This window comes from Micromonospora sp. NPDC050200 (assembly GCF_040656135.1).
In the GTDB taxonomy this organism is placed as follows: domain Bacteria; phylum Actinomycetota; class Actinomycetes; order Mycobacteriales; family Micromonosporaceae; genus Micromonospora.
On record NZ_JBFALG010000002.1, the window covers coordinates 40,948 to 66,443 of the forward strand.

A 25,496-nucleotide genomic window follows, 5' to 3' on the forward strand; every position below is an offset into this window, starting at 1 on the left:
GAGGAGACCGGGGCCCCTCCGTGCGCCCGTCAGCCGGTGTTGCGCATCCCGGCGGCGATGCCGTTGACCGTGGTGAGCAGGGCCCGCTCCAACGCCGTACCGTCGCTCGGCGCGCGGCGGCCGCCCGGCGCGGTCGCCACCGCCCGCCCGGCGGCGCCGGAGTCCCGGTACTGGCGCAGCAGCGCCACCTGGAGGTGGTGCAGCGGCTCCAGGTAGGTGTCGCGGACCGCGAGGGTGCGCTGGAGCACCGGCGAGTTCTCCAGCAGGGCCGGCGAGGCGGTGATCGCCAGCACCTCCTGCTTGGTCAGCTCGTACTCCTGCTCGATCTTGTCGAAGATCGGGTGAAGCTTCTTCGGGACCAGGCTCTCCACGTAGCGGCGGGCGATGCTCAGGTCGGTCTTCGTCAGCATCATCTCGACGTTCGACAGGAACGTGCGGAAGAAGTGCCAGTTGCGGTGCATCTCGGCGAGCACGTCCGCCAGCCCGGCCGCCCGCGCCGCCGCCAGCCCCGAGCCGACCCCGAACCAGCCCGGCACGATCTGCCGGGTCTGCGTCCAGCCGAACACCCACGGGATGGCCCGCAGTCCGCCCAGCCCGGCCCCGGTGTTCGGCCGCTTCGCCGGCCGGGAGCCGATGTTGAGCGCGCCGAGCAGCTCGGTGGGGGTCGAGGCCCAGAAGTACGCCGGCAGGTCCGGGTCCTCGACCAGCCCCCGGTAGGAGCGGAACGCCGACTCGGAGACCACGTCCATCGTCGCGTCCCAGCGCTCCAGCATCTCGGCCGGCTGGCGGGGCGCGGTGTGCAGCAGCGTCGCCTGGAGCACCGCCGCCACGGTCAGCTCCAGGTTCTCCCGGGCCAGCGCCGGCAGCGTGTACTTGTCGGAGATGACCTCGCCCTGCTCGGTGACCTTGATCGCGCCGTCCAGCGTGCCGTACGGCTGGGCCAGGATCGCGTCGTGCGTCGGCCCGCCGCCGCGCCCGACCGTACCGCCCCGGCCGTGGAAGAGCCGCAGGTGCACGCCGTGCCGGGCGGCCACGTCCCGCAGCGCCCGCTGCGCCCGGTGGATCGACCACTGGCTGGTGGTGATGCCGGCCTCCTTGTTGGAGTCGGAGTAGCCCAGCATCACCTCCTGCACGTCGCCCCGGGCCGCGACCAGCGCCCGGTAGGCGGGCAGCGACAGCAGCTCGTCGAGCAGCTCGCCGCCGGCGTTCAGCTCCGACGGGGTCTCCAGCAGCGGCACGAAGCCGATCCGGGCCCGCCCGCTGTGCACGTCGATCAGCCCGGCCTCGCGCCCGAGCACCACCGCGGCGAGTACGTCGTCCACGCCCAGGGTCATCGAGATGATGTACGACTCGATCACCTCGGAGCCGAACCGGTCCTGCGCCTCGCGGATCGCGCCGAACACGTCGAACGTCTTCCGCGCGTTCTCGGTCAGTGGGGTGTCCAGGGTTGACAGCGGCCGGCGGCCGGCCAGCTCGTCGGCGAGGAGCTTGGTCCGCTCCAGCCGGGTCAGCGACGGGTAGTCCGACACCTCGCCGACCGCCGCGTAGAGCTGGGCCAGCACCGCGTGGTGCGCCTCGGCGTGCTCGCGGACGTCCATGGTGGCCAGGTGCAGGCCGAACGCGGACACCGTACGGATGGTGGAGGCGAGCCGGCCCACGGCGGTGAGCTGCCCGGAGTTGCGGGCCAGCGAGGCGCGGAGCAGCTCCAGGTCGGCGATCAGTTCGGCCGAGCCCCGGTAGTCCCGCCCCGGCACGTGCGGGGTGCCCTGGCGCAGCCGCTCCCGGGTGTTGGCCAGCTTCGCCCTCACGCACCGCGCCTTGAGCCGGTACGGCTCCTCCGCGTTGACCCGGCGGAACCGGGGCGCGACCTCGGGCAGCGCGTCCAGGTCGGCGGCGAGACTGGCGGAGAGGTCCAACGACACCGCGCGCAGCCGCCGGGAGACGGAGACCTCGTTGATCAGGTGCTCCATCGCCGCCTCGGTGGCGGTGATGCCGTGCTCGTGCTGGATGTGGAGCACCTCGCGGGTGACCAGCGGGGTGACGAACGGGTTGCCGTCCCGGTCGCCGCCGATCCAGGTGCCGAAGGTCAACGGGCGGGCCGTCGGCGAGGTCTCCACGCCCAGGGTGCGCAGCGTGTCGGCGAGGTCGCCGAGCACCTGCGGGGCGGCCTCGGCGTACAGGTCGCGCAGGTAGTAGATGGCGTTGCGGGCCTCGTCGGTCGGGTCCGGCCGGTCCAGCCGCAGCTCGTCGGTCTGCCACATCAGGTCCAGCAGCTCGGCCAGGCGCCGGTTCGCCGGGCCCTCGTCGCTGGCGCCGTAGAGGATGGCGTTGGTGGTCTCGGTGTCCAGCTCGTCGGCGATGGCGCGGAGCTTGGACAGGATGGAGCGGCGGGCCGCCTCGGTGGGGTGGGCGGTGAATACCGGGCGCACCGCGAGCCGGCGGGCCGCCGCGGCGATCTCCTCGGCCGGCACCCCGCGCTCGGCGATCATCTTGGCCGCCTGGTCGAGCCAGCCGCCGTGGGCCGCGCGGCGCCGGCGCAGTTCCCGGGCGCGGTGCACCTGCTCGGTGATGTTGGCCAGGTGGAAGTAGGTGGAGAAGGCCCGGGCCAGCTTGGTGCCGGTGGTCACGTCCAGCCCGCCGAGCCGCTGCGCGGCGGCCGGGGCGTCGGAGCGGACCTGGGCGCGGATCTCCTCGACCAGGTCGAGCAGGGGGCGGCCCTCCTGGCGGGCCAGGGTCTGGCCGAGCAGGGTGCCGAGGCGGCGGATGTCGGCCCGCAGGGCGGCGTCGGGGCCGTCGTGGTCGTGCTGGTCGGTCACCATGCGCTCCTCACGTGAGTACGAAGGACAGCGCTGTCCGACTCCGCCGATCGTATCCGTGGAGACCCCTCGGTAAGGAGGGGGCACGCGATGTCACCTTCCCCACGATCCCGGTCCGCGCTCACGTGTCCGGCCGGGCGTCCATTTGCCAGGCCGACCGGCGGCGGGCGCGGAGGCGCTGGCGGTGGCCAGACCGTCACGGTCTGAAAACCACCTCGGGCCGGTTCGGTAGCGTCCGATCATGACGCCGCTGAACTATCCCGCCAAGCCGAGACCGGGCGATCGGGTTGCCGTGGTCTCCCCCTCCGCCGGGCTGCCGGCGCTCTTTCCCCACGTGTACGAACTTGGCCTGCGCCGGCTGCGCGAGGAGTTCGGCCTGGAGCCGGTCGAGTACCCGACGACCCGGATGACGGACGCGGACCCGCGGGAGCGGGCGCGGGACCTCACTGCCGCCTTCGCCGACCCGACGGTCACCGCCGTGCTGGCCACCGTGGGCGGGGACGATCTGATCACGGTCACCCCGCACCTCGACGACGCGGTGCTGCGGGCCAACCCGAAGCCGTACTTCGGCTACTCCGACAACACCAATATCCTCAACCACCTGTACCGGCTGGGCATGGTGGCGTACCACGGCGGCTCGGTGCTGGTGCATCTCGGCCGGCCCGGCAGGCCGCACCCGCTCACCATGGACTCGCTGCGAGCGGCCCTCTTCACGTCCGGCTGGTACGACCTGACGCCCGCGCCGGAATGGGGCGACGAGCCCGGTGACTGGCGCGATCCCACCTCGCTGGCCCACGAGCCGGTGATGTTCCCCGGGGAGGGCTGGCGCTGGCAGGGGCCGGCGACCGTGGTGCAGGGGCGTACCTGGGGCGGCAACCTGGAGATCCTGCACTGGCTGATGGCCACCGACCGGGTCCCCGCCGCCGTCGAACTCGCCGGCTCGGTGCTGATCATCGAGACGTCGGAGGAGCTGCCGGCCGCCCAGGAGGTGTTCCGGATCGTGCGGAACATGGGGGAGCGGGGGCTGCTCGCCACCTTCCCGGCGGTCGTTGTGGGCCGCCCCAAGGCGTGGGACTTCGACAGCCCCCGGTCGGTCGCGGAGCGGCTGGCGTGGGGCGAGGCGCAGCGCGACGCGGTCACCCGGGCGCTGGCCCCGTACCACCCGGACGCGGTGGTGGTCTTCGACGTCGACCTCGGCCACACCGATCCGCAGCTGATCATTCCGTACGGCGGGGAGATCCGGGTGGACGCCGTCGAGCGCCGGATCTCGGTGCGGTACTGATGCCGGTGGGGCGAGTCAGCCGATGACGGCGAAGGCGCGGACCGGGAAGGTGCCCATGCCGGCCAGCATCGGCGGCGCGGCGGTGAAGCGGAACCCCTCCGGGGGCAGGGCGTCCAGGCCGGTCAGGTGCTCCACCACCGGGATGCCGGCGGCCAGCAGCACGCTGTGCGCCGGCCGCTCGCCGCCGGACGCCGGGCTCATGTCGTCGATGTTGATCGAGTCGATGCCGACCAGCGCGGCGCCGGCGTCGACCAGGGCACGGGCCCCGTCGCCGGTGAGGTACGGGGCGTCCGGCGCGGCGTACCGGTCGGTGCCGAAGTGCGTGGACCAGCCGGTGTGCAGCAGCACCGCGCGCCCGGCGACGTCGTACGGCGCCAGCAGCAGCCGGCCCACCGCGCGGGTGCCGGCCGGCACCCGGACGACCACGCCGGGCAGGTCGGCGAGCCGGTCCAGCGGGGTGCCGGTGAGGTCGGCGCCGTCGGCCCAGCGGTGCGCGGGAGTGTCCAGGTACGTCCCGGTGTTGGCGATCATGTCGATCCGGCCAACCTGGAACTCGGTGCCCGGTGCGTAGTTCGCCCGGGACGCCTCCCGGGTCAGCCACTCGGTGATCCGGGGGGCCGGCCAGCCGGGCAGGGTGGTCATGCCGTCGGTGATCACGTGACTCAGCTCGACGAGGCGTCGGTCCGTGTCGACCTGGTCCGCCGCGACGCCCCGGCCGCCCTTGTGTGGCTCCTCGACGATCGTCTTGCCGCTGATCCGTACCTCGGCGACCATCAGCAGCCCGAGGTGCCGGACGAATAGCGCGGCCAGCGCCTAGTCGTCGATCTCCCGGCCCGGGATGTCCAGCCGGAAACCGTCGGTCCGCAGCCCGCCGCCGTTGGCGAACGTGACCTCCGCGTCGAACCGCGCCCGATACTGACCTGTCACCCACCCACCCGACCACGCCCCACCCGCACCGGTCAAGATCCCCCCCACCGGGCGTTCGCGGTCCCGCAAGATCCGCCGCTGTTTCCGCGACCTTGCGGCCTGCGTCGCGCGGCAGACCACAACTCTCCGGCAGTTCCGCGGATGTCGACGGGCCGGCGACGTGTGGTGGGCGGCGGCTGGGAGGTGCCGGTCAGGATCCGCGCTGTTTCCGGGAAGTAGTGGCGTCGGGCGCGCGGGGAGACCACTACTTGCGGGAACTTGTGTGGATCTTGAGGGAGCGGGAGGGGGCGGAGGTGCCGCGCCTGGGGGGGGTTCGCGGCACCTCCACGCTGGGGCGCGCCCTGCGGCGGCCGCCGGTTCCCGGCGGAGCCGCGGGCCTCCCCGAACAGGTCCGCGCACCCCCTCGGCCGCCCTCGACGGGGCGGCCCGATCCGGGCTGACGCGATCCATCCTCGGTGCTGTGCTGACCCCGATTCTTGAAGAATCTTGCTCGAATCACCGGCCGGGCCGACCCCGAGGCCGCCGGCCCGAGTCGCCGGGCCGACCCCGAGTCGCCGGCCCGAGTCGCCGGGCCGGCCCGAGTCGCCGGGCCGGCCCGAGTCGCCGGACCGAGTCGCCGGGCCGGGCGTCAGGCCAACTCGGTGGAGGTGAGTAGCTGGCGCAACCGGGCCGGTGGATGGCCGACCTGCTCCCGGACCACCCGGGTCAGGTGCGCCTGGTCGGCGAAGCCGTGCTCGGCGGCGATCCTGCCCAGCGGCTGCCCGTCGTCGTCGGCGAGCACGTCGAGCACCGCGCGGACGCGCAGCCGGTTGCGGTACGTGGTGAGGCGCTGCCCGGTGACCCGCTGGAACACCCGGCTCAGGTGGTGCGGCGAGCAGCCCACCTGCGCGGCGACCTCGGTCAGGCCCATCCGGAAGTCGGAGCCGGCGAGCACCTCCCGGGCCCGGTCGGCCAGTCGGCGGTGCGCGACCAGGGTGGCGGGACGCCGGCCGGCGGCCCGTTCGATCTCCGCTCCGGGCTCGCCGGCGCCGATCGGGCTGACGCTGAGCAGCCGGCCGACGAGGCGGTGCACCCGCTCGGTGAACTCGAACCGGTCCACGCCGCGCGCGCAGCGGGCCACCAGCATCCGGTGTTCCAGGTCGAGCCGTCCGTCCACGCTGCCGTCCCAGCCGCGCCGGTCCAGCCACTGCCCGGCGTCCGGCCGGTCGGCCAGCAGTTCTGGCGACAGCTCCAGGCACGTGTAGACGTCGCCCTCGCCGAGGGGATGGCTGACGTACATCTCGTCGCCGGGGCGGCTGAGCAGCACCGAGGTGGCGTCGGCGAAGGTGAGCTGCCCGTTGAGCCGGCGAAGGGAGGCCCCGGAGCGGCCGAGGAAGACCCGGTGCCCCAGGTTGGGCACCGGACCGTGCCAGCCGGGGTCCTCGACGAGGCAGCGCACCTGGTAGAGGAGCATGCCCTCGGCCACGCCCAGCACCCGCCACCGACCCGGGCTGGTCCGTGCCCGGGGATCACTGCCGACCTGGTCCGGCATCGTTCCTCCCGTCGCCGGGAGCCGTCGGGGTGGGTCCGGCACGGCCCTGCGCCACGGCTCGACCCGGATTGTCTCCTCAGCGGGATAGTCTCGACAGGTGCACCCCCCGTCCGGCTGGACGCGGGGCCGTCGTCGTGCGTCGACTTCCTGGAAGTGATCACAGATGCTCACCGGACTCTTCTCCGCCGCCCTGGCCGACCCCGGGCTGGCCCGGGCGCGTGACCTGGCGCGCTCCGGTGCCGCCCAGGTCGACGGCCTCGACCTCACCGCCCCGGCGGCGCTGCGCCCGTTCGCCGTCGCCGCCGTCGCGGCCGATCCGGGCGGGGCCGACGGGCGCGGTGGCGGCGCCGGGCGCCCCGTGCTCGCGGTGACCGCCACCACCCGCGAGGCCGACGACCTGGCCTCGGCGCTGGGCAGCCTGCTCCCGCCCGAGCAGGTGGCGGTCTTCCCGTCCTGGGAGACGCTGCCGCACGAGCGGCTCTCGCCCCGCTCCGACACCGTCGGTCGCCGGCTGGCCGTGCTGCGCCGGCTGGCGCACCCGCAATCGGCCGACGCGCGCGGGCGTACCGGGCCGCTGCGGGTGGTCGTCGCGCCCGTGCGGTCGCTGCTGCAACCGCAGCTCAAGGGGCTCGGTGATCTCGAACCGGTGCAGCTCACCGCCGGCGACGAGGCCGACCTGGAGGAGGTCGCCCGGCGGCTCACCGACATGGCGTACGCGCGGGTCGACCTGGTCACCAAGCGCGGCGAGTTCGCCGTGCGCGGCGGCATCCTGGACGTCTTCCCGCCCACCGACGAACACCCGTCCCGGGTCGAGTTCTGGGGCGACGAGGTGGAGGAGATCCGCACCTTCGCCGTCGCCGACCAGCGCACCATCGAGCAGGTCCCGCTGCTCTGGGCGCCACCCTGCCGGGAGCTGCTGCTCACCCCGTCGGTGCGCGAGCGCGCCGCCGCCCTGGCCGGGGAGCACCCGGAGCTGGCCGAGATCCTCGACAAGCTGGCCGAGGGCATCCCGGTCGAGGGGATGGAGTCGCTCGCGCCCGCGCTGCTCGGCAACGAAAGCCTCGAGCTGCTGCTGGACTGCATGCCGGCCGGCACCCACGTACTCCTGTGCGACCCGGAGCGGATCCGCACCCGGGCGCACGACCTGGTCCGTACCTCGGATGAGTTCCTGCAGGCCAGCTGGGCCGCGGCCGCCGTCGGCGGCCAGGCCCCGGTCGACCTCGGCGCCGCCGCCTTCAAGACCCTGGCCGAGGTACGCGCGGCGGCCCGTACGCTGCGCCAGCCCTGGTGGACCCTCGCCCCGTTCGGCCTGGTAGAGGCGGACGCCACCGTCCCGGCCCGGCAGCCCTGGGAGGACGAGCCCACCGAGGTCGACGTCACCGGAGACGACGCGATCGCGGTGAGTCTGGCCGCCCAGCCCGCCCCGCTCTACCACGGCGAGACCCCCCGGCTGGTCGACGACCTGAAGCGCTGGGCCGGCGAGGGCTGGTCGTCCGTGCTGGTCTTCGAGGGGCACGGCCCCGCCCAGCGGGCCGTCGAGGTGCTCCGCGACGCCGGGCTCGGCGCCCGGCTGGTCGAGGAGCTGCCCACCGCGCCCGCCCCCGGTGAGCTGCTGGTCGGCTGCGGCTGCCTGACCGCGGGCTTCGTCGACGAGGCGTCCCGGTTCGTGCTGCTCACCGGCAACGACGTCACCGGCGGCCGGGGCACCTCCACCCGCGACATGCGCAGGATGCCGAGCCGGCGGCGCAACACCATCGACCCGCTGGAGCTCAAGGCCGGCGACCACGTGGTGCACGAGCAGCACGGCATCGGCCGGTACGTCGAGCTGGTGCAGCGCACCGTCAACGGCGCCTCCCGGGAATACCTGGTCATCGAGTACGCCCCGAGCAAGCGCGGCCAGCCCGGCGACCGGCTCTTCGTCCCCACCGACCAGCTCGACCAGCTCAGCCGCTACGTCGGCGGCGAGCAGCCCACCCTGCACAAGATGGGCGGCTCGGACTGGCAGAAGTCCAAGGCCCGGGCCCGCAAGGCGGTCAAGGAGATCGCCGCCCAGCTGATCCAGCTGTACGCCGCCCGCAAGGCGTCCAAGGGCCACTCGTTCGGCCCGGACACCCCGTGGCAGCGGGAGCTGGAGGACGCCTTCCCCTGGCAGGAGACGCCCGACCAGCTCGCCGCGATCGATGAGGTCAAGCGGGACATGGAGCAGACCGTCCCGATGGACCGGCTGATCTGCGGCGACGTCGGGTACGGCAAGACCGAGATCGCGGTGCGCGCGGCGTTCAAGGCGGTGCAGGACGGCAAGCAGGTGGCGGTGCTGGTGCCGACCACGCTGCTGGTGCAGCAGCACTACAACACCTTCGCCGAGCGGATGAGCCAGTTCCCGGTGCAGATCCGGCAGCTGTCCCGCTTCCAGACCCCGAAGGAGTCCGAGCGGACCCTGGAGATGGTGGCCGACGGGACCGTCGACATCGTCATCGGCACCCACCGGCTGCTCCAGACGGCCACCCGGTTCAAGCAGCTCGGCCTGGTCGTCGTCGACGAGGAGCAGCGCTTCGGCGTCGAGCACAAGGAGCACCTGAAGACCCTGCGCGCCTCGGTCGACGTGCTGAGCATGTCGGCCACCCCGATCCCGCGGACCCTGGAGATGGCGATCACCGGCATCCGGGAGATGTCCACCATCGCCACCCCGCCGGAGGAGCGGCATCCGGTGCTCACCTTCGTCGGGGCGTACGACGACCGGCAGGTGGCCGCCTCCATCCACCGCGAGCTGCTCCGCGACGGGCAGGTCTTCTACCTGCACAACCGGGTCGAGTCGATCGACAAGGCGGCCCGGCGCATCCGCGAGCTGGTGCCCGAGGCGCGGGTGGCGGTGGCGCACGGCCAGCTGGGCGAGGACGCGCTGGAGAAGGTGATGGTCGGCTTCTGGGAGAAGGAGTTCGACGTCCTGGTCTGCACCACCATCGTGGAGTCCGGCATCGACATCCCGAACGCCAACACGCTGATCGTGGAGCGGGCCGACCTGCTCGGCCTGGCCCAGCTGCACCAGATCCGGGGCCGGGTCGGCCGGGGCCGGGAGCGGGCGTACGCGTACTTCCTCTACCCGCCGGAGAAGCCGCTGACCGAGCACGCCCACGAGCGGCTGGCCACCATCGCCCAGCACACCGAGCTGGGCGCCGGCATGTACGTGGCGATGAAGGACCTGGAGATCCGGGGTGCCGGCAACCTGCTCGGCGGCGAGCAGTCCGGCCACATCGAGGGCGTCGGCTTCGACCTGTACGTCCGGATGGTCGGCGAGGCGGTGTCGGCGTTCAAGGGTGAGCGCCCCGAGGAGGAGGCCGACGTCAAGATCGACCTCCCGATCGACGCGCACCTGCCGCACGACTACGTCGGGGTGGAGCGGTTGCGCCTGGAGATGTACCGCAAGCTCGCCGAGGCCCGCGACGAGGAGCGACTGCGCGAGGTCGTCGCCGAGCTGACCGACCGGTACGGCGAGCCGCCCGCCCCGGTGCAGAACCTGGTCGCGGTGGCCCGGTTCCGCCTGCTGGCCCGCCGCTACGGCCTGACCGACGTGTCGATGCAGGGCAAGCACATCCGGTTCGGCCCGCTGCCGCTGCCCGACTCCAAGCAGCTGCGGCTCAAGCGCTACCACCCGGACTCGGTCTACAAGTCCGCGCTCGACCAGGTCAGCGTGCCGCGGCCGAGCACCCGTCGGGTCGGCGGCGAGCCGCTGCGCGACCAGGCACTGCTGGAGTGGTGCGGGCAACTGCTCTCCGACGTGCTGGGCGAGCCGGCCGCGCTGGCCGGGGCGTCGGCGTGAGGCCCGCCGCACCCCTGGTGGGCGGCGTCACAGCGCCGTACCGGGCATGAGAGAGTGACCGGCATGCGTGCACGCCGTCTCATCGCCGCCGCCAGCGTCGCGGCTCTCGGTGTCCTCTCCCTCGCCGCCTGCGGGAAGTCCTCGCCCGACGTGGCCGCGTACGTCGGTGACCGGACCTATTCGGTCGACCGGGTGGACGCGATCTACGACGACGCCCAGGCGACGTTCGCGGAGGCGGTGCGCCAGAGCGCGACCCAGGCCGGCATCACCCCCACCGCGGACCAGCTCCGCTCCGGGGTGACCCGGCAGGACGTGGTGAACCTGCTGGTCAGCATCGACCTCGGCAAGCGTGTCGTGGCCGAGCAGGGCCTCCAGGTGTCGGACCAGATCACCCCGGAGCAGCTCGCCCAGCAGCTCCAGATGCCGCCGCAGGCCGAGTTCGCCAAGCTGTGGGGTGAGTGGGCCGACATCTCCATGGTGCTCAGCCAGCAGCTGCCGCCGGCCGACCTCAGCGATGATTCGGTGATGGCCGTCTACCACGCCATCGAGAAGACCGGCGGGATCCAGTCCGGGCTCTCGGTGGCCGAGGTGCGGCAGCTCTTCGGCGAGGGCGGCTTCGTCCGTACCGCGTCGGCGCTCAGCACCGCCCTGGAGGAGCAGGCCGACAAGGTGGACCTGTCGATCAACCCGCGCTTCCGCCCGCTCGGCGTCCCGTCCTGGGTCAACAAGGGTCAGGAGCTGGTCTTCTACGCCCTGCCGTACGTCGACGCCAGCGGCCCGGTGACCGACATCTCGACCCCGGAGCCGGTCGACACCCCGGCCGAGTCGACCCGGCCGGTGGCGCCCTGAGCATGCCCGCACGGATCGTCCTGCTGGTCACCTCGCCCCGGCTGCCGGCCGGCCTGCTGACCGCCGCCGCCTGGGACGTCGTACGCTCCGCGCCGGTGCTGGTCGGCGGGGAGAGCGCGCTGACCACGGCGGTGCGAGCGGCGGGCGCCCAGGTCACCGTGGTCGAGACCGGAGCGACGCAGGCACTGCTCGACGCGGTGGCGGCGCACGGCACGGCGGTCTGGCTGGCCGGCCCCGCCGGCGACGAGGCGCTCGCCCGGGAGCTGGGCCTGCGGTTGGCCCGCGAGCCGGGGCTGGCCGAGCTGGAGCTGATGTACGGCTCCTGGGATCCGCCCGGCGCGCGGCTGCTCGACGCGGTCGAGGTGATGGACCGCCTCGCCTCGCCCGGCGGCGACCCGTGGAAGCGGTCGCAGACCCACCGCAGCCTCGCCGGTTTCCTGCTGGAGGAGTGCTACGAGGCGTACGACGCGATCAGCGCCGACGACACCGACGCGCTCCGCGAGGAGCTGGGTGACGTGCTCCTCCAGGTGCTGCTGCACGCCCGGCTCGCCGAGGAGCTGCCCGAGGGCGAGCGGTGGACCGTCGACGACGTGGCCGGCGGCCTGGTGGACAAGATGGTCCGCCGCAACCCGCACGTCTTCGCCGGGCTGGAGGCGGGCACGCTGGAGGAGATCGAGGCGAGCTGGGAGCGGATCAAGCGGGCCGAGAAGGCCCGCGCCTCGGTGCTGGACGGCATCGCGCTGAGCCAGCCCGCGCTCGCCCTGGCCGCCAAGATCCTGGACCGCGCCGCCCGTGTCGGCCTGGCCGTCCCGCCTCCGCTGGCGGAGTCCCAGGTCGATCCCGAGGCGCGACTCGGCGCTAGCCTCCTGGCCACCGTCGCCGCCGCGAGGCAGGCCGGGATCGACCCCGAGGCCGCCCTCCGCCGCACCACCCTGGCGTACGCGGAGGCCGTCCGCACCGCCGAACGCGCCGCGTCCACCCCACCCGCCAACGGGAGTTGATCAAGAGGTTTGCGTCCGGAGAACCCGCTCGGCAGGACGCAAACTTCTTGATCACCGGCATGTGGGTGGGCGTGGGGGTCGGTAGGGTCGGGGGATGGAAGCGTTCGTGCCGCTGGCTGAGCGGATCGTCGAGGCGTTGCTGGAGAGCCGCCCCGGGCTCGCCACCTCCGCCGGGGACCACCGGTACGACGACCGGCTGCCCGATCTCTCCCCGGAGGCCGTCAAGGCCGACCAGGGGATGCTCCGGGAGGCCGCCGACGCGCTCTCCGAGCTCGACCCCGACGCGCTCGACGTCGAGGAACAGGTCGACCACGCGCTGCTCACCTCGTTCGTGGACCGGGCACTGTTCGAATCCACCGAGATCCGCGGCCACGAGTGGGACCCGCTGCGGCACAACCCCGGGCCGCTGCTGCACGCGCTGCTCGCCCGCCCGTACGCCCCGGCCGAGGAGCGCCTCACCCACCTGGCCGGCCGGCTGTCGGCCGTACCCGACGCCCTGGCCACCGCGCGCGCGACGCTGCGCGACATGCCGCGGATCCACGCCGAGACGGCGGTGGGGCAGTTCACCGGCACGGCGGCGCTGATCCGCGACGAGGTGCCGGCGCTGCTGGCCCAGGCGCCCGCGCTGTACGACCGGGTGGAACCGGCCGCCACCGCGGCGATCGCGGCGCTGGAGGAGTTCGTGGCCTGGCTGCGCATCGGTCTCGCGGCCGACGCCGGGCCGGGGCGTGACCCCCGGCTGGGCCGGCGGCGCTGGGAGGCGCGGCTGTGGCACACCCTCGACACCGAGCTGGGCGCCGCGGAGGTGCAGCGCCGCGCCTGGGCCAACCTGGAGCGGGTCACCGAGGAGATCCGCGCCGCCGCCGTCGAACTGGTCGGCGGCCCGGCCGACGACGAGACGGTACGCCGGGCGCTGGACCTGCTCGCCGCCGAGCACCCGGACGATCGCACCATCGTGGACCTCGCCTCGACCACCCTGGACGAGGCGGTCGACTTCGTCCGGGACCGCGACCTGGTGACCCTGGTCGACGACCCGTGCGTGATCCAGGAGATGCCCGAGTTCGCCCGTGGCGTGGCGGTCGCCTACTGCGACTCGCCGGGCCCGCTGGAGACGGCGGCGCTGCCGACCTTCTACTGCATCTCGCCCACCCCGGCGGACTGGCCCGCGCACCGGGTCGAGTCGTTCTACCGCGAGTACAACGACCACATGATCCGAAACCTGACCGTGCACGAGGCGATGCCCGGGCATTTCCTCCAGCTCGCCCACGCCCGCCGGTACGCCGGCCCCACCCGGGTCCGCCCGCTGACCGAGTCCGGGGTGTTCGTCGAGGGCTGGGCGGTCCACACCGAGGAGTTGATGGCCGGTCTCGGCTTCGGCGGCCTGCCGGTGCGGTTGCAGCAGCTCAAGATGCAGCTGCGGATGACCATCAACGCGCTGCTCGACCAGCTGGTGCACTGCGAGGAGATGCCCGAGGCGGACGCGATGGCGCTGATGACCGGGCGCGGCTTCCAGGAGGAGGGCGAGGCGGCCGGCAAGTGGCGGCGGGCGCTGCTGACCTCCACCCAGCTCTCCACGTACTTCGTGGGCTACAGCGAGATGGCCGACATCGCCGCGGCGCGCCCCGCCGGGGTGCCGGTGCGCCAGTGGCACGACGCGATGCTCGCGCACGACTGCCCGCCGCCGCGCCACCTGCGTACCCTGCTGGGCATCTGACGCCGCCGCCGCGCGGGCCTCAGCGCCGCCCGGCGCTCACCGCCGCGTCGACCAGCCAGCGCGAGATGGAGTACGCCGGCGGCAGCTCCGCCGGCAGCGCGTCCAGCGGAAACCAGCGCGCCTCGACCAGCTCCCGCCCGTCCACCACCGGTTCGGCGGACGGGTCGGCGGCCGTGGCGGTGAACCCGGTCAGCAGCGTCCCCGGCCCGGACATCGCCCACGGCTGGCTGCCGAAGTAGGCCACCCGGTCGACGGCCAGCCCGACCTCCTCGCCGACCTCCCGGTGCACCGCCGCCTCCAGCGTCTCGCCGGTCTCCACGAAGCCGGCGACCAGCGCCCACAGCTCCGTCGGCCCGTACGCGTGGCGGACCAGCAGCAGCTCGTCGGGGCCGCCGGCCGGGCCGCGGCGGGTGATCGCCACCAGCACGGCGGCGGAGAGCCGCATCGGGACGTACAGGTCGCAGTCGGGGCAGCGGCGGGCCGTCTCGCCCGGCACGTCGGCCAGTTCGGCCCGGCACGCCCCGCACCACCGGTGGGTACGCCGCCAGGTGACCACCGCCAGCGCCCGCCCGGCCGCAGTGGCGAACCGTTCGGGCAGCTCGGCGGCGAGCGACCGCCAGCTGCACCAGCGGCCGGCCGGCTCGTCGGTCGCGGCCGGCTCGGCCGGCTCGGCCGGGTCGGCGACCTCGGCCGCCCAGACCGGTACGCCGTCCAGCGTGCCGACCGGCACCCAGCCGGTGTCGGCGGGCAGCTCGCCGACGCGGGCGAACCGCCCGTCGGCGCGGGTGAGCACCCGGCGCCCGGACACCGGCAGAGCCAGGTCGCCCGGAGCTGGCAGAGTGGTGCGGTCCGCCCCGGGAAGGAACCCGTCGCCGACGGGTGGCACCGGCTCGCTGGCGGGGGACGGCCGGTGGACGGCCGGGTCGGTGGGGAGGCCGGGGGAGGGCGCGCTCACGAGGCGGTCGGCCGCCGGTCCACCACGCCCGCGCCCGCCGGCACGTCGAAGGCGGCCGGGTCGACCGTCTCGGTGTAGCGGGTCAGCGCCAGCTCGGTCGGGGTGCCGCCGAGGGTGCCGGTGAAGCTGCCCAGCAGGCCCTCGGTGGTGACGCAGGTGGTGAAGTCGCCGGCCGAGCGCCGCACCTCGACGCAGGTGGCGTGGTGGCCGGCGACGGTGGTGTCGCTCTGCGTGATCTCCGCCTCGGGGTCGAGAGCGGCCTCGGTGAGCAGCCCCATCACGGCCGGCGGGGTGACCAGCCCCCGCTTGTCCGCCTCGGTGTAGGCGACCACCGAGGGCTTGCCGGCGGTCAGCTCCGGGGGCAGCACGGTGCAGGCGGTACGCCCGTCGGTGTTCTCGCACCGGGTGACCGCCTCCTGGGTCACGATGATCTTGCCGTCCGGCCAGGTGTAGGAGGAGCGCAGCGGCTCCTGCGTCTGCGCGATCGAGGCCGTCCGGCCGCCGGAGAACTGGTAGTCCGTGGCCCAGGTGCCGGTCAGTGCGCCGTCCATCCGGGCGGCCAGGTCGTTGACCAGGTCGGCCCGGCCCAGCGCCCGTCCGGCGTCGTCCAGGGCCTGGCATCCGGTTACCGTGAGCGACGCGGCGACCGAAACGGCCAGCACGCGGAGAGTGGTCGATACGGCGGGCATGGCGACCAGCGTGGTCGATCGGGTCCACCCGACGCAAACCCGTTGCCGGTTGACGCCCGAGAATCCGGGAATGTCCGCGTCACCCGCCGCGGGGAACGGGGTCCACGGGGCGGTCCGTGCGACGGCCGAGAGCGTGCGGTCGACCGTCGCCCGATACGCTGCGTTCAACACCTGCCCCAGCCGCACCGTCGCGGCCTATACCGGATTCGCACACACGAACGAGGAGCGACTCAGTGGCAACCATCGAGGGAATCGTCGCCCGGGAGATTCTCGACTCGCGGGGCAACCCGACGGTCGAGGTCGAGGTAGGGCTGGACGACGGCACGATCGCCCGCGCCGCGGTGCCCTCCGGCGCCTCCACCGGCGCCTTCGAGGCGATCGAGCTGCGCGACGGTGACGCCGACCGCTACCAGGGCAAGGGCGTCGAGAACGCGGTCGCCAACATCGAGGACAAGATCGTCGACCAGCTCATCGGGTACGAGGCCAGCGAGCAGCGGCTGATCGACCAGAAGATGCTCGACCTCGACGGCACGGACAACAAGGCCGAGCTGGGCGCGAACGCCATCCTGGGCGTCTCCCTGGCGGTGGCGAAGGCCGCCGCGGGCAGCGCCGAGCTGAGCCTCTTCCGCTACCTGGGCGGCCCGAACGCGCATCTGCTGCCGGTGCCGATGATGAACATCCTCAATGGTGGCGCGCACGCCGACTCCAACGTCGACATCCAGGAGTTCATGATCGCGCCGGTCGGCGCGCCGAGCTTCCGCGAGGCGCTGCGTTCCGGCGCGGAGGTCTACCACGCGCTGAAGTCGGTGCTGAAGAAGAAGGACCTGTCGACCGGCCTCGGCGACGAGGGCGGCTTCGCCCCGAACCTGCCCACCAACGCCGCCGCGCTGGACCTGATCGCCGAGGCCGTGGAGAAGGCCGGCTACCGGCTCGGCACCGACATCGTCTTCGCCCTCGACGTCGCCGCCACCGAGTTCTACGACAACGGCACCTACACCTTCGAGGGCAGCGCCAAGTCCGCCGAGGAGATGAGCAACTACTACACCAAGCTCATCGGCGACTACCCGATCGTCTCCATCGAGGACCCGCTGTCGGAGGACGACTGGAGCGGCTGGGCCACCCTGACCGCGGCGGTCGGCGACCGGATCCAGATCGTCGGCGACGACCTCTTCGTGACCAACCCGCAGCGCATCGCCCGGGGCATCACCGAGAGGGCCGCCAACGCGGTGCTGGTCAAGGTCAACCAGATCGGTTCGCTGACCGAGACCCTGGACGCGGTGGACCTGGCTCACCGGGCCGGCTTCCGGTGCATGATGAGCCACCGCTCCGGCGAGACCGAGGACACCACCATCGCCGATCTGGCGGTGGCCACCGGCTGCGGTCAGATCAAGACCGGCGCCCCGGCCCGCTCGGACCGGGTGGCCAAGTACAACCAGCTCCTGCGGATCGAGGAGGAGCTGGCCGACGCGGCGCGGTACGCCGGCGTGGGCGCGTTCCCGCGTTACCGTTCGGCCTGACCCGCGAAGCCTCGGGGGAGGGGTGTGACGATGCAGCAGCGCCGCACACCGGGCGGTCAACGCCCTACCCGTCGACCGACCGGTCGGCCGGGCGGGGCCCGGGCCGCCCGGCCGTCCGTGCGCGACGGCGGGGTCCGTGCCGAGCCGCGGGCCGCCGCCGGCCGGGCGCGGGGCGCCGAGGGCGTACGCTCCGCGAGCCGTCCCGCCGCCGCCCGTCGTACGGCGGCCGGCGGCACCATCAAACGGCTCACCGCACCCCACCCCCGACGCTTCACCGGGCGGGCCACCGTGCTGTTCGCGGTGCTGATCGCGCTCGCCCTGGCGTACACCTATCCGGTCCGGGTCTACCTCGACCAGCAGGTCGACATCGAGCGGATGGAAGCCTCGCAGGCCGCCCAGCGGCAGGAGATCGCCAGGCTGTCGGTCGAGGCGGCGAAGTGGCAGGACAAGGCGTACATCGAGATCAAGGCCAGGGAGCGGTTCTACATGGTCCGGCCGGGCGAGACGCCGGTGATCGTGTTGAACGACCCGGAGGGCGCCGCCCGGGATGCGAACGCGGGCAGGCCGGCGGTCCCGCCGAAGACCCCCGATACCTGGTACGACACGCTCTGGTCGAGCGTGCGGGCGGCGAACGGCGACCGCCCCGACAAGTGAGCACCACCCGAGCACCGGACGAGAGATGGGCACCGTGACTGTCGTACCACCGCAGGAGCCGGCGGCGGAATCCGTACCCCTGCCGCAGCGGGAACTGGCCACCGAGGCCGACCTGGCCGCGGTGGCCGCGCAGCTCGGACGCTCGCCGCGCGGCACCCGGGCGGTGGCCCACCGGTGCCCCTGCGGGCTGCCCGACGTGGTGGAGACGACGCCGCGGCTGGCCGACGGCACGCCCTTCCCGACGCTGTTCTACCTGACCTGCCCGCGGGCGACGGCGGCGTGCAGCCGGCTGGAGTCGGCGGGGCTGATGAAGGAGATGGCCGACCGGCTCGCCGAGGACCCGGAGCTGGCCGCCCGCTACCGGGCGGCACACGAGGACTACCTCACCCGGCGGGGGGCGATCGGCCGCGTGCCGGAGATCGACGGCATCTCCGCCGGTGGGATGCCCGGCCGGGTGAAGTGCCTGCACGTGCACCTGGGGCACGCGCTCGGCGCCGGGCCGGGGGTCAACCCGTTCGGCGACGAGACGCTGGCGTTGGTGGAGAAGTGGTGGGCGGCCGGGCCCTGCGTGGACGTGCCGGCGGAGTGACATGAGCAGTGCCGACGAGATCGTCGTACGCCGGGCGCGCACCGCGGACGTGCGCGGCATTCGGCGGCTGGTCGACACCTACACCGACGACCGGCGGCTGCTGAGCAAGGCGACCGTCACGCTCTACGAGGACGTGCAGGAGTTCCGGGTCGCGGTGACCGGCGACGGCACCGTGGTCGGCTGCGGGGCGCTGCACGTGATGTGGGAGGACCTGGCCGAGATCCGCACGGTCGCGGTGGACCCGGTGTGCCGGGGCCGGAAGCTCGGTCACCGGATCGTGGGCGAGCTGATCGACGCCGCCCGGGAACTGGGTGTCGCGCGGATCTTCGTGCTCACCTTCGAGACCCGGTTCTTCGGCTCGTTCGGCTTCACCGAGATCGACGGGGCGCCGGTGCCGCAGCCGGTCTATGAGCAGCTGCTGCGCTCGTACGACGAGGGTGTCGCGGAGTTCCTGGACCTGGAACGGGTCAAGCCGAACACGCTCGGCAACACCCGGATGCTGCTGCGCCTCTGACCGGCGCTACGCCTCTCGGCCCGGGGCCCGTCGGTCAGGTCCGGCGCGGGTGGACGGTGAAGAAGTCCCAGATCAGCTCGGTCGCCACGAGACCCGCTCGGGCGCCGGACTTCAGTGTGCGGCCGATCCGCCGCTGCCAGGTCGCGGAGGCCCCGTCGAGCTCGACGGTGGCCCGGAAGCCCGTGTCGCGGGTGGTCTTCGAAATTTCCCCACCGCCCCTGTAATCCGTGGCGCCGACGCCGACAAGTACCCGCGACAGGGCGATCTGCGGAGGTGCCATGCAAGGACGTAAAGAGCGGGTGACCGAGCTGTTCCGCCGACATGCCGACGACATCCATGCGTACGTGACCTGGCGGGTCGGCAGGCAGGATGCCGGGGACGTGGTGGGTGAGGTGTTCCTGGTGGCCTGGCGGTCACTGGACAAGGTCCGAGCGGGCGAGGAGCGGGCCTGGCTGTTCGGGGTGGCGCGCACGTTGGTGCTGGCCCGCCGCCGGCAGGATGCCGCCGCCACCGCGCTGGACGAGCGGATGGCCGCCTCGAGCGTCCCGGAGGCCGGGCCGGATCGGCTCGCCGACGACGTCGCGCTCCGTGACCAGGTACGGCGGGCACTGGACGCGCTCGGCATGCGGGACCGCGAGGTGCTGGTCACGGCCGCCTGGTTCGACCTGACGCCGGCGGAGGCGGCGCGGGTGCTCGGTGTCTCGCGTCCCACCTACGCGGTCCGGCTGCACCGGGCACGCAGCCGGTTCCGCACCGCGTACGAGCAGGTCGTCAAGAGCGAGTACGAGGCCTCGTCGGCCATCGGCAATCCAGTGACAGTGTGAAGGGGGCACGATGAACATCGATGACTTGGTGCGTCGGGGGCGACCGGATTCGACCGGGTGGGCGCGCAGCGACGCGGGACGGCGGGCACTGGACGGGGCTGTCGCGGCCGCCTCGGCCGAAGACCCGGCCGACCGTGCCGTGGCCGGCCGGGCCAGGGCGTCGCGACCGGCGCTGCGCTGGTCGTTCCTCGGTACCGGGATTGCCGGGGTCGCCGCGGCCGGGGTGCTGGCGGTGTCGGTTGTCTCGGCGCCGCAGGACGCGCCGACGGACGTCCCGCCGTTGGCCGGCGGGCAGCCGGGAGCGGTGGACAGCGCCGGCGGAGGCGCGACGCCGCTGACGGCGCGCGACATCCTGCTCGCCGCAGCCAACCGGGCGGAGCAGGCACCCGCCGAGACCGGCAGGTACTGGCACGTCAAGACGATCGACGTGTACGGGCCGGTGCCGGTGGGCACCGGCGCCGGCGCGTACTCGCTGCTCCGGAGCAGCATCAACGAGAGCTGGGACGCCGGTGACCCACGGGAGGCCAGCTGGAGCGGCTACCGGGATCTCGGGTCACGGCCGCGCAGCGCCGACGACGAGCGGGCCTGGCGCGCGGCCGGTTCCCCGACCAAGTGGAACATCGACGTCGACGGCCCGACGAAGCTGGTCCTGTCGACCCGGCCGGGCAAGGGCAGCCTCGACCGGGATCCCGAGTCGCCCCGCTACCTGGAGGACATCGGGGAACTCACCCTGGAGCAGGTCCGGCAACTGCCGGACGAGCCGGGCGCGCTGCGTACGTGGGTGACCGACCAGATCCGGACGGGCAGGGACATGGGGTTCGCCGCCGGCAGCGCCGAGAGCAACCGCCTGCTCTTCGGATTCCTGAGCCGGCTGCTGCTCGACACGCCGGCCCCGCCGAAGGTACGCGCCGCGGCGTTCCGGATCCTCGCCGACATCCCCGGTGTGCGCAGCCTCGGCACCGTCCAGGACGAGCGAGGACGTTCCGGGCAGGGCGTGGAGTTCCGCAGCGGCTCCGGCACCGAGTGGCAGCTGATCGTCGACACGTCGACCCATCGGCTGCTCGCCAGCAAGATCATCTCGATCCCGAAGGACGCGTCGGTGTCCGGCGGCAAGGAGCACAGCACCCTGGTGCTGACCGCGGAGTGGTCCGACGCCCTGCCGAAGGCGCCGACGCTGCCGCAGGAGTAGCGGTTTCTGTCGCACATCGACGGCCGGCCGCGCTCAGGCGGCCGGCCGTCGCCGTCCCCCAAGGAGGTTCTGTGAAACGTCTACGGTGGCTGGCGATCCCCGCCTGCCTCGCCGTCGTGTCAACCGTCAGCCCACCCACACCGGCCGTCGCGACGGGCGGTGTGACCGTCGCGGCGCGGACCACCCCACCGGTTGCGGCGGCGGAGGCCACACCACGCTCCGTCACGCTCATCACCGGAGACCTCGTCGAGATCCGCGGCGACGGGATCATCTCGGTACGGCCCGGCGCAGGGCGGGAACGGGTCGGCTTCCTCCGCCAGCGCCATGACGGGCACGACCTGGTCATTCCCGGCGACGCCATCGGCCTGCTCGCCGCCGGCCGGCTGGACCGGCGGCTGTTCGACGTGACCGCACTACTCGCCGCCGGCTACGACGATGCGCGGCGCGACAACATTCCGCTGCTCGTGCGCTACCGCGACTCCGCGGCCCGAGCCGGCGCCCGCGACTGGATGCGGCGGCACCACACGCAGTTGACGGGCGAGGCGGCGGCGGTCGACGCGCTGAGCGCCCGCGCCGCCAAACGAGACGCCGGCGCCTGGTGGTCCAACCTGATCGGCGCCGCCCGGAAGTCCGCCGGCGGCAAGCCGGTGACCCTGGCCGGCGGTGTCGAATCGATCTGGCTGGACGGCAAGCTCACCCTCAGCCTGGACCGGAGCGCCGCGCAGATCGGCGCGCCGGAGGCCTGGCAGGCCGGGCTCACCGGGCGCGGGGTGACCGTCGCGGTGCTGGACACCGGCGCCGACGCCGGCCATCCCGACCTCGCCGACAAGATCCGGGAGAGCCGCAACTTCACCGATTCCGCCGAGGACGGCGATGTGATCGGGCACGGCACCCACGTCGCGTCCACTGTCGCCGGCAGCGGTGTGGCCTCGAACGGCCAGTACCGGGGCGTCGCTCCGGACGCCGAACTGCTCATCGGAAAGGTCTGCGGCGACCGGTCGTGCACCGAGTCGGCCATGCTGGCCGGCATGCAGTGGGCGGCCGAGCAGGGCGCCGACGTGGTCAACATGAGCATCAGCGGCCCGGACACCGCTGGCGTGGACCTGCTCGAAGAGGCGGTCAACCGGCTCACCGAGCAGTACGGCACCCTCTTCGTGGCGGCGGCCGGCAACGGAGGCGGCGGCGCGAGTTCGGTCGGCACGCCCTCCACCGCAGAGGCGGCACTGTCGGTGGCCGCGAGCACCCGGGACGACGGGGTGGCCGACTTCTCCAGCCGCGGTCCCCGGCTCGGCGACGGCGGGACCAAGCCGGAGATCGCCGCCCCCGGTGTCGACATCGTGGCCGCCCGCTCCGGCCAGGCGCCGCCAGAGGCGTCCGACCCGGTCGGTGACCGGTACGCCCGGTCGAGTGGCACGTCGATGGCGGCACCCCACGTCGCCGGGGCGGCGGCGCTGCTGGCCCAGCAGCACCCCGGCTGGACCGGCGCGCAACTCAAGGCGGCGCTCATCGCCACCGCGATGGGGCTGCCCGGCGCGGACACCTCCGCGCAGGGAGCGGGCCGGGTCGACCTCCGCACGGCGCTCGCGGCGAGCGTCGTACCGGACACCGGCAGCCTCAACCTCGGGGTGCAGGAGTGGCCGCACGAGGACGACGCACCGGTGACCCGGACGGTGACCTACCGCAACGACGGGTCGGCGTCGGTGACGCTGGACGTGGCGGCCACGCTGGCGGGGCCGGACGGGGCGCCCGCGCCGGAGAAGATGATCACCGTCAGCCCGCAGCGGATCACCGTACCGGCGGGCGGGACCGCGGCGGCGACCGTCACGGTGGACACCTCGGTCAGCGCGCCGGACGGCCGGTACGTCGGGCGCGTCACCGCCACGGCGGGCAACGGGGCAGCCGTCGCCACGCTGCTGTCGGTGCTGCGTGACGTCGAACGGTACGCGCTGACGACGCGGGTGCTGGACCGCCACGGCGCGGAGGCCATCGACTACGTCAGCCTCGTCACCTCCTGGGCCGACCACTCCAACGTCGTCGAGTGGAGCCCGGGCGAGCGCACCACCCGGCTGCCGGCCGGTGACTACACCGTCGGCGCGTTGGTCTTCACCGACCCGTACCAGGACGCGGAGACGATCACCCTGCTCGCCCAGCCGAAGCTGCGCCTCACCAAGGACACCCGCCTTGTGCTCGACGCCCGCGCGGGCCGACCGATCATGGCCACCGTCCCGGAACCGACCGCCAGCTTCACCCACGCGGACATCGGCTACCGGGTCAACGCGCCCTACCCCATCTGGGACACCACGCTCGGCTGGACGAACATCCGCCGGGGCTTCGACAACCTGTTCACCGCGCAGATCGGGCCGCCGGCGACCGGCGACACCTTCCAGTCCGACATCTCCGCCGGCTGGGCCCGGGCCGGTGCCGACGGCAACTTCATGGACACCCCGTACGCGTACCACCTGGGCTGGATCACCCCGGGCGCGTTGCCGACCGGCCTCATCCGGCACATCCGCCCAGCGGACCTGGCGACGGTCAGGAGCACCTACCACGGGCCCGCCGGCCGCCACGGCGCCGCCGGTTCGATCGCGATGGGCGGCACCGGTTTCGTCGTCGACCCGGAGCTGCGGCTGCCGGGGCAGCGCGTCGATTACCACCACGGCAGCGACAACGTGCGCTGGTACCGCACTTTCGTCCAGATCGACACGTCGAACGTTACCGAGATCGCCCTCGGGCAGCGTGCTGTCGATTACCAGCCGGCTGGGACCTACCGGGAGACCTGGAACAGCGCCGTCCTCGCCCCGGCCTTCGGTGACCGGCCGGCCGACTCGGAGCAGGGAGTACGGCGGACCCCCGAGGGGCAGGTCGTCGTCGACGACGGCCTGCTCGTCGATCCGACGCCCGGGCGCGCCAGCCTGTCGAAAATGCGGCAGGACAGCGGGCGTACCGCGCTCTACCGCGACGGCGAACTGGTCGCTGAGAGCACGAGGTACGGCTGGCTGCGTGCCGACGTGCCGCCGGAGGAGGCGACGTACCGGCTGGAGGCCGCGGTGGACCGGGCCAGCTACGCGGACGTCTCGACGAAGGTCTCGGCGGCATGGACGTTCCGCTCTCGGCACGAGCCGGCCAGCCTGCCGGTGGCCCTGCCGCTGCTGGCGGTCCGGTTCGCCCCCGCCCTGTACGGGGGGCGCACGGCCCCGGCCGGGAAGCCCTACTCGATTCCGATCCGGGTCGAGCACCAACCCGGCTCGACCGCCGGCACGGTCACCGGACTCACCGTGCAGGTGTCGTACGACGACGGGGCGACCTGGCGGGCCGCGCCGGTCATCGGCTCCGGCGGCAACTGGATCGCGGCGGTGACGCATCCGGCCGACGCCGGCCACGTGTCGCTGCGGACCACCGCCACGGACAGCTGGGGCGGCCAGCTGGAGCAGACCGTCATCCGGGCCTATCTGCTCCGTTAGCTCCCCGACTGGCGTGCGGACCGGTCGGCCCCGTCGGCCGGTCCGCACCGGAGCATGCAGCGCGCGCAGGGCATCGTCGAGCTCCGGCTCGCGGCACCGGCCCCGGCGGGTGACGCCGCTCGGCGCCGAACCGCCGGGCCGCGACGACGACAACCGGCCGGCCACCGGGGCGCTGACGTAGGGTTGCTGCCGTGACGACGCGTGTGGCCGCCATCGACTGCGGGACCAACTCCATCCGCCTGCTGGTCGCCGACCTGCCCGACCCGTCCGCCGGCCCGCAGGCGCCGCTGGTCGACCTGGCCCGCCGGATGGAGATCGTCCGGCTCGGCCAGGGCGTCGACAAGACGGGCCGGCTCGCCCCGGAGGCGATCGAGCGGACCCGGGTGGCGCTGGCCGACTACGCCGCCGAGATCGAGAAGCTGGGCGCCGAGCGGGTGCGGATGTGCGCCACCTCCGCCTCCCGGGACGCCTCCAACGCCGGCGACTTCCGGGCCATGGTCGAGCAGACCCTCGGCGTCCCGCCCGAGGTGGTCACCGGCGACGAGGAGGCCCGGCTCTCCTTCACCGGCGCGGTCCGCGGGCTGCCCGCCGACGCGGAGCCGCCGTACCTGGTGGTCGACATCGGGGGCGGCTCGACGGAGTTCGTCGTCGGCACCCGCGAGGGCGGGGTGCAGGCGGCGATCTCGATGGACATCGGCTGCGTCCGGATGACCGAGCGGCACCTGCACGGCGACCCGCCCACCCGGGACGAGATCGCCGCCGCGCAGGCCGACATCGCGGGCGCCGTGGACCGCGCGCTGGAGGCCGTACCCGGCCGCCAGGCCGCCACGTTGGTCGGCCTCGCCGGGTCGGTCACCACCGTCGTCGCGATCGCCCAGGGCCTGACCGAGTACGACCCCGCGCGCATCCACCACGCCCGGGTGCCGTACGAGGGGGTGGCCGAGGTGACCGCCGACCTGCTGGCCAAGACCCGCGAGCAGCGGCTGGCCATCCCGGTCATGCACCCGGGCCGGGCCGACGTGATCGGCGCGGGTGCGTTGGTGCTCCGCGTGATCATGGAACGGGCCGGCATGCCCTCCGTGGTCGCCTCCGAACACGACATCCTCGACGGCATCGCCTGGAGCCTCTTGCCGGCGACGAATTAGCTGGTGGTCCTGGCCAGGGGCG

General features: G+C 73.6%; 19 protein-coding genes. 13 read left to right on the top strand and 6 right to left on the bottom strand.

The features are described 5' to 3' along the window. Window positions 1-29: 29 nt before the first annotated feature. Complete coding sequence (gene ppc / locus AB0I41_RS01695; RefSeq protein WP_357100645.1) at window positions 30-2,816, bottom strand: phosphoenolpyruvate carboxylase; 2,787 nt, start codon at window positions 2,814-2,816, stop codon at window positions 30-32. A 241-nt stretch (window positions 2,817-3,057) separates the two neighbouring features. Here ppc and AB0I41_RS01700 point away from each other — a divergent pair, with 241 nt between their 5' ends. Beyond that, entirely contained in the window at window positions 3,058-4,098 is a 1,041-nt protein-coding gene (locus tag AB0I41_RS01700) for a S66 peptidase family protein (protein WP_357100648.1), read from the top strand. Window positions 4,099-4,113: 15 nt separating this feature from the next. On the opposite strand, the gene AB0I41_RS01705 is transcribed toward AB0I41_RS01700, so the two are convergent. Further along, window positions 4,114-4,872: a cyclase family protein gene (locus AB0I41_RS01705; RefSeq protein WP_357100651.1), complete on the bottom strand. Its 759-nt coding sequence runs from the start codon at window positions 4,870-4,872 to the stop codon at window positions 4,114-4,116. Between the two features lie 781 nt (window positions 4,873-5,653). Then, window positions 5,654-6,556 (bottom strand): helix-turn-helix transcriptional regulator, encoded by a 903-nt coding sequence (locus AB0I41_RS01710; RefSeq protein WP_357100654.1) that lies wholly within the window; start codon window positions 6,554-6,556, stop codon window positions 5,654-5,656. Window positions 6,557-6,719: 163 nt separating this feature from the next. Here AB0I41_RS01710 and mfd point away from each other — a divergent pair, with 163 nt between their 5' ends. The 4 genes from mfd (at window position 6,720) to AB0I41_RS01730 (ending at window position 13,937) form a co-directional block, all read left to right on the top strand. Further along, window positions 6,720-10,373, top strand: a complete 3,654-nt coding sequence (mfd, locus tag AB0I41_RS01715; protein ID WP_357100657.1) for a transcription-repair coupling factor — start codon at window positions 6,720-6,722, stop codon at window positions 10,371-10,373. Between the two features lie 63 nt (window positions 10,374-10,436). Further along, window positions 10,437-11,222, top strand: a complete 786-nt coding sequence (locus tag AB0I41_RS01720; protein WP_357100660.1) for a hypothetical protein — start codon at window positions 10,437-10,439, stop codon at window positions 11,220-11,222. Between the two features lie 2 nt (window positions 11,223-11,224). Then, window positions 11,225-12,223, top strand: coding sequence for a nucleoside triphosphate pyrophosphohydrolase (locus AB0I41_RS01725; RefSeq protein ID WP_357100663.1), 999 nt, complete (start codon window positions 11,225-11,227; stop codon window positions 12,221-12,223). A gap of 94 nt (window positions 12,224-12,317) precedes the next feature. After that, window positions 12,318-13,937 carry a DUF885 domain-containing protein gene (locus AB0I41_RS01730; RefSeq protein WP_357100666.1) on the top strand — a complete coding sequence of 540 codons (1,620 nt, stop codon included), beginning with the start codon at window positions 12,318-12,320 and terminating at the stop codon, window positions 13,935-13,937. Between the two features lie 19 nt (window positions 13,938-13,956). Here the strand turns inward: AB0I41_RS01730 and nudC are convergent, their stop codons facing one another. Beyond that, window positions 13,957-14,892, bottom strand: a complete 936-nt coding sequence (nudC, locus tag AB0I41_RS01735) for an NAD(+) diphosphatase (protein WP_357100669.1) — start codon at window positions 14,890-14,892, stop codon at window positions 13,957-13,959. Further along, on the bottom strand, window positions 14,889-15,581 hold the full coding sequence (locus AB0I41_RS01740; protein WP_357100672.1) for a hypothetical protein: 693 nt from the start codon (window positions 15,579-15,581) through the stop codon (window positions 14,889-14,891). The genes nudC and AB0I41_RS01740 overlap by 4 nt, the downstream gene beginning before the upstream one ends. A gap of 233 nt (window positions 15,582-15,814) precedes the next feature. Between AB0I41_RS01740 and eno the strand changes: the two genes are divergently transcribed. From eno to AB0I41_RS01760, 4 genes are read left to right on the top strand one after another with little or no spacing between them, the layout of a single operon-like run. Next, window positions 15,815-17,098 (top strand): phosphopyruvate hydratase, encoded by a 1,284-nt coding sequence (eno, locus tag AB0I41_RS01745; protein ID WP_357100675.1) that lies wholly within the window; start codon window positions 15,815-15,817, stop codon window positions 17,096-17,098. Between the two features lie 30 nt (window positions 17,099-17,128). Further along, entirely contained in the window at window positions 17,129-17,752 is a 624-nt protein-coding gene (locus tag AB0I41_RS01750; RefSeq protein ID WP_357100678.1) for a septum formation initiator family protein, read from the top strand. A gap of 34 nt (window positions 17,753-17,786) precedes the next feature. Beyond that, entirely contained in the window at window positions 17,787-18,341 is a 555-nt protein-coding gene (locus AB0I41_RS01755; protein ID WP_357100681.1) for a DUF501 domain-containing protein, read from the top strand. 1 nt (window position 18,342) lies between these two features. Beyond that, window positions 18,343-18,855: an amino-acid N-acetyltransferase gene (locus AB0I41_RS01760; RefSeq protein WP_357100683.1), complete on the top strand. Its 513-nt coding sequence runs from the start codon at window positions 18,343-18,345 to the stop codon at window positions 18,853-18,855. A gap of 34 nt (window positions 18,856-18,889) precedes the next feature. Here the strand turns inward: AB0I41_RS01760 and AB0I41_RS01765 are convergent, their stop codons facing one another. Continuing rightward, complete coding sequence (locus AB0I41_RS01765) at window positions 18,890-19,135, bottom strand: hypothetical protein (RefSeq protein WP_357100686.1); 246 nt, start codon at window positions 19,133-19,135, stop codon at window positions 18,890-18,892. Here AB0I41_RS01765 and AB0I41_RS01770 point away from each other — a divergent pair. From AB0I41_RS01770 to AB0I41_RS01785, 4 genes are all read left to right on the top strand, one after another. Beyond that, on the top strand, window positions 19,134-19,679 hold the full coding sequence (locus AB0I41_RS01770; protein WP_357100689.1) for a sigma-70 family RNA polymerase sigma factor: 546 nt from the start codon (window positions 19,134-19,136) through the stop codon (window positions 19,677-19,679). The genes AB0I41_RS01765 and AB0I41_RS01770 overlap by 2 nt on opposite strands. Before the next feature lie 10 nt (window positions 19,680-19,689). After that, complete coding sequence (locus AB0I41_RS01775) at window positions 19,690-20,868, top strand: CU044_5270 family protein (protein WP_357100692.1); 1,179 nt, start codon at window positions 19,690-19,692, stop codon at window positions 20,866-20,868. Window positions 20,869-20,939: 71 nt separating this feature from the next. Beyond that, window positions 20,940-24,329 carry a S8 family serine peptidase gene (locus AB0I41_RS01780; RefSeq protein WP_357100695.1) on the top strand — a complete coding sequence of 1,130 codons (3,390 nt, stop codon included), beginning with the start codon at window positions 20,940-20,942 and terminating at the stop codon, window positions 24,327-24,329. A gap of 203 nt (window positions 24,330-24,532) precedes the next feature. Next, entirely contained in the window at window positions 24,533-25,474 is a 942-nt protein-coding gene (locus AB0I41_RS01785; protein ID WP_357101197.1) for a Ppx/GppA phosphatase family protein, read from the top strand. Window positions 25,475-25,496: the final 22 nt, after the last annotated feature.

Coding starts and splice junctions, on each gene's coding strand:
- AB0I41_RS01725 (WP_357100663.1), top strand. CDS start 11,225: ATGCCCGCACGGATCGTCCTGCTGGTCACCTCGCCCCGGCTGCCGGCC.
- AB0I41_RS01765 (WP_357100686.1), bottom strand. CDS start 19,135: ATGGCACCTCCGCAGATCGCCCTGTCGCGGGTACTTGTCGGCGTCGGC.
- AB0I41_RS01760 (WP_357100683.1), top strand. CDS start 18,343: ATGAGCAGTGCCGACGAGATCGTCGTACGCCGGGCGCGCACCGCGGAC.
- AB0I41_RS01700 (WP_357100648.1), top strand. CDS start 3,058: ATGACGCCGCTGAACTATCCCGCCAAGCCGAGACCGGGCGATCGGGTT.
- AB0I41_RS01720 (WP_357100660.1), top strand. CDS start 10,437: ATGCGTGCACGCCGTCTCATCGCCGCCGCCAGCGTCGCGGCTCTCGGT.
- AB0I41_RS01775 (WP_357100692.1), top strand. CDS start 19,690: ATGAACATCGATGACTTGGTGCGTCGGGGGCGACCGGATTCGACCGGG.
- AB0I41_RS01705 (WP_357100651.1), bottom strand. CDS start 4,872: ATGGTCGCCGAGGTACGGATCAGCGGCAAGACGATCGTCGAGGAGCCA.
- AB0I41_RS01770 (WP_357100689.1), top strand. CDS start 19,134: ATGCAAGGACGTAAAGAGCGGGTGACCGAGCTGTTCCGCCGACATGCC.
- AB0I41_RS01710 (WP_357100654.1), bottom strand. CDS start 6,556: ATGCCGGACCAGGTCGGCAGTGATCCCCGGGCACGGACCAGCCCGGGT.
- AB0I41_RS01740 (WP_357100672.1), bottom strand. CDS start 15,581: ATGCCCGCCGTATCGACCACTCTCCGCGTGCTGGCCGTTTCGGTCGCC.
- AB0I41_RS01730 (WP_357100666.1), top strand. CDS start 12,318: ATGGAAGCGTTCGTGCCGCTGGCTGAGCGGATCGTCGAGGCGTTGCTG.
- AB0I41_RS01750 (WP_357100678.1), top strand. CDS start 17,129: ATGCAGCAGCGCCGCACACCGGGCGGTCAACGCCCTACCCGTCGACCG.
- mfd (WP_357100657.1), top strand. CDS start 6,720: ATGCTCACCGGACTCTTCTCCGCCGCCCTGGCCGACCCCGGGCTGGCC.